We start from the raw sequence: 3,498 nt of genomic DNA, 5'->3' as shown, positions 1-3,498 counted from the left end.
CGTCGCCAGCGGCTGGTTCACCGACCGCTTCGACGCCGGGCGGCGCGCCCCCGGCCCCCCGCGGCGGTGCGGACGGTTCAGTGCACGGGGAGTGGGAAGTACGCCCCGAGCCAGCGGTCGAGTTCGGCGAACACCCGGGTGCGGGCCGTCTCCGCGGACAGCACGAGGTCGTGCATGCCGCCCTTGATCCGCACGATCGTCACATGGCGGCCCAGGTGCGGACCGGCGGCCGCGATGTCGTCGGCGCGCAGCACCGCGTCCGCGTGGTGCAGGGCGGCGTGCCAGCGGGTGGTGGAGATGGAGGCGGTGGAGGCCATCAGCAGCACCGGCACGTCGATCCCGAGCCCGCGCCGCAGCTCCCGGTGGCCGCGCTGGACGGCGGCCAGCCAGCCGGCGAACAGCGGCACGCCCTCGGCCGGCTTGAGCCTCAGGTCGAAGTCCCACTCGCCGCGGAAGTCGCGGTGCAGGCTGTGCACGTAGTGCGGGTTGAGCGCCGAGGGCAGCACCCGGGTGGGCGCCAGGCGGCCGATCGCGTCCAGCGCCGGGGCGCCGAGCGTGCGGACGGCGGGGGCGGCCGGCATGGAGAGGAACGGGCTGTTGAGGAACAGGCCGTCGACCAGGCCCCGCCCGGTGCGGCGCCCGGCCCACAGGGCGGCGATCAGCCCGCCGGTGGAGTGGCCGTTGACCAGCAGCCGGGTGTGCCCGTCCAACTGCCGGATGATCCGCACCGCCTCGTCCAGCTCCTCGTCGTACGTCGCGAGGTCGCGCACGAAGTTCGGCGACTGGTGCGGGCGCAGCGAACGGCCGTACTTGCGCAGGTCGAGCGCGTAGAAGGAGAAGCCCGCGGCGGTGTAGTGGTCGGCGAGGTGGGTCTGGAACCAGTAGTCGTTGTAGCCGTGGATGTACAGCACGGCCTGCTGCGAGCCGGGGACCAGCCGGCGCACCAGGGTCGCCGAGACCTCGCCCTCGTCGTCCGGCCGCAGCGGCAGCTCGGCGGCCTCGTAGGGGGCGCCGAGGATGTCTTCGCGGAACTCCATGGCCACGGGCACCCACTCTCTGCTCGGAATCTCGGGACAGCACGACGATACCGGCCGGTAGCCTCCGGCGTGACGGCGACTCGGGCCGGGCGCCTATGCTGCGGACATGCCCGAGACGCCCGAACCACCCACCCCGTCCCCGGCCGGCGAACCCCTGCCGGTGGCGCGGCGCACCGACCTCGGGCAGGCGAAGCTCCTCCCCGACATCGACCACGACGGCGGCTGGCTGCTGACCCTCGACGACACCCCGCAGTCCTACGTCGACCTCGGCGACCCGACCCACCTGGAGTTCGAGTACACCCGGCGCCTCGGCCACCTGGTCGACGCGCTCGCGGAGCCCGGCCGCCCGCTGCACGCCCTCCACCTGGGCGGCGGCGCGCTGACGGTGCCCCGCTACCTGGCCGCCACCCGCCCCGGCTCGCGCCAGCGCGTGGTGGACGTGGACGGGCCGTTGCTCGCCCTGGTCGAGCAGCACCTGCCGTGGCAGGGGCCCGGCGTCGACATCACCGCCGAGGTGGGGGACGCCCGCGCCGCCCTCGCGGCCGCCGCGCAGGCCGCGCCCGGCTCGCTGGACCTCGTCGTCGCCGACGTCTTCCACGGCTCGCGGACCCCCGGACACCTCACCTCGGTGGAGTTCCTGCGGCTGGCGGCGGCCGCGCTGCGCCCCGGCGGCTGCTACGCGGCGAACCTCGCCGACGGCCCGCCGCTCGCCTTCGCCCGCGCCCAGGCGGCGACGCTGCGCGCCGTCTTCCCGCAGACCTGCCTGATCGCCGAGGCACCGGTGCTGCGCGGGCGCCGGTACGGCAACATCCTGCTGGTCGGCTCGGCCGCCCCGCTGCCGGTCGCCGACCTCGGCCGCCGCCTCGCCGGGGACATCTTCCCGGCCCGGCTCACCGAGGGCGCCGACCTCGCGGCCTTCGCCGCCCGCACGGCGCCGGTCACCGACGCCACCGCCACCGACTCCCCGCCGCCCCCGGACGGTGCCTTCAGCGTCGGCTGAGCCGCTCGGTCGCCGCGGCGCGCCGAACCGTGGGCACCGCCGTCCGCACGCCCCCCGGTGTCAGAATCGGCGGGTCCGCGCGGGGGACGCCCGCCACGTCCGAGGAAGCGAGCGAGAGATGAGCAGCGTGGAGCGGCCGGAGCTGTCGGCGGTGCCCGAGACGGCGCTGTGGACGCTCTGGCAGCGAGCCGTCGAGGCCCGCCGGCCCGATGCCGTGCTCCGCGACCCGAAGGCGGTGGACCTGGTCGAGCGGATCGACTTCCCCTTCGCCGAGCGGTTCGGCACGAGCGGCTCCCAGTCCCAGTTCCAGGCGCTGCGGGTGGCCTGCTTCGACCGTGAAGTGGCGGACTTCCTGGCCCGGGAGCCACGCGGCACGGTGGTCTGCCTGGGCGAGGGCCTGGAGACGCAGTACTGGCGCGTCGACAACGGCCGCGCCCACTGGCTCACCGTGGACCTCCCCGAAATGGTGGCCCTGCGCGAGCGCCTCCTGCCGCCCGGCCCGCGCCGGCGCTATCTGGCGGCCGATGCCACCGACCTGCGGTGGGCCGACGAGGTCGACCGCGACCGCGCGGTCCTGGTCACTACGCAGGGCCTGTGCATGTACCTGCCCCCGGCCGAGGTGAAAGCCCTGATCGCGGGCTGTGCGGACCGGTTCCCCGGCGGCTCCATGGTCGTGGACGCCGTACCGCGCTGGTTCGCACGGCTCACCATGAGCGGGAAGATGCGTACCGCCGCCTACCGGGTGCCCGCCATGCCCTGGGCGATGGACGCCGGCGAACGCGACAAGCTCCGCACCGCGAGCCCGGCGGTGACGGCCGTCCGCGACGTCCGCCCGACGGGCGGACGCGGTCTCCTCGGCGCCCTCCTGCCCCTGGCCCTGACCGCCCCCTGGCTGGCCGCCCACCGCCCCTCGGTCACGGTCCTGAACTTCGCCGAAGGCCCCGAACCGGCATAGACGAGCAGGAGCACCCACCCCGGTGGAGCATCGCGGCTTCCGGCCGGCCGGAGTTCAGGAGATTGTGCACGTTCGCTCTGGGACGGTGGCCCTGCACGGAACCAACGGCCGGGCCAATCCCGGCCGTCACATGAAGATGGGCCTCTCGCCAGGATGCGGGAAACGCCACGAGGTGCAGAGGCGCTCCCTGTCCGATCACCCCGTCAGGATCGGTTCGCACGGCGCTCGGCGCCCCATGCGACGAGCGCGAAACCGGTGGCGGTCCAGAAACCGGGAGCCCCGTACGCTCGCCCGGACAGGAACGAGCCGGCCACGGCGATGACGGCCGCGGTCAGGGCCGTGGCGAAGCAGGCGTTGGAGAGCGCTCGGTACCGGTTCATGTCGGTCCTCACTGTGGTGGACGGGCCGTCCCGGGCACGCGGTGCGCGGGGGCCGGGCGGCCCGGGCGGGGGGGGGGGGGGGGGCGGTGGGGGGGGGGGGGAAGAGGGTGGGGGACGGGGGGGGCC

General features: G+C 75.2%; 4 protein-coding genes. 2 read left to right on the top strand and 2 right to left on the bottom strand.

Annotated elements, in window-relative coordinates; translation table 11 throughout:
• Positions 1-77 precede the first annotated feature (77 nt).
• Positions 78-1,037, bottom strand: coding sequence for an alpha/beta hydrolase (locus ABZW10_RS37630; protein WP_355375868.1), 960 nt, complete (start codon positions 1,035-1,037; stop codon positions 78-80).
• 106 nt (positions 1,038-1,143) lie between these two features.
• On the opposite strand from ABZW10_RS37630, the gene ABZW10_RS37625 reads away from it, so the two are divergent.
• Complete coding sequence (locus ABZW10_RS37625; protein ID WP_355375865.1) at positions 1,144-2,037, top strand: fused MFS/spermidine synthase; 894 nt, start codon at positions 1,144-1,146, stop codon at positions 2,035-2,037.
• Between the two features lie 118 nt (positions 2,038-2,155).
• Entirely contained in the window at positions 2,156-2,992 is an 837-nt protein-coding gene (locus ABZW10_RS37620; RefSeq protein WP_355375862.1) for a class I SAM-dependent methyltransferase, read from the top strand.
• 203 nt (positions 2,993-3,195) lie between these two features.
• Here the strand turns inward: ABZW10_RS37620 and ABZW10_RS37615 are convergent, their stop codons facing one another.
• Positions 3,196-3,372 (bottom strand): hypothetical protein, encoded by a 177-nt coding sequence (locus ABZW10_RS37615; protein WP_355375859.1) that lies wholly within the window; start codon positions 3,370-3,372, stop codon positions 3,196-3,198.
• Positions 3,373-3,498: the final 126 nt, after the last annotated feature.

The organism is Kitasatospora sp. NPDC004723 (assembly GCF_040609255.1).
Taxonomy (GTDB): Bacteria; Actinomycetota; Actinomycetes; order Streptomycetales; family Streptomycetaceae; genus Kitasatospora.
The sequence above is the reverse complement of the archived record's forward strand: the minus strand, read 5'-3'. Positions and strand labels throughout refer to the sequence as shown.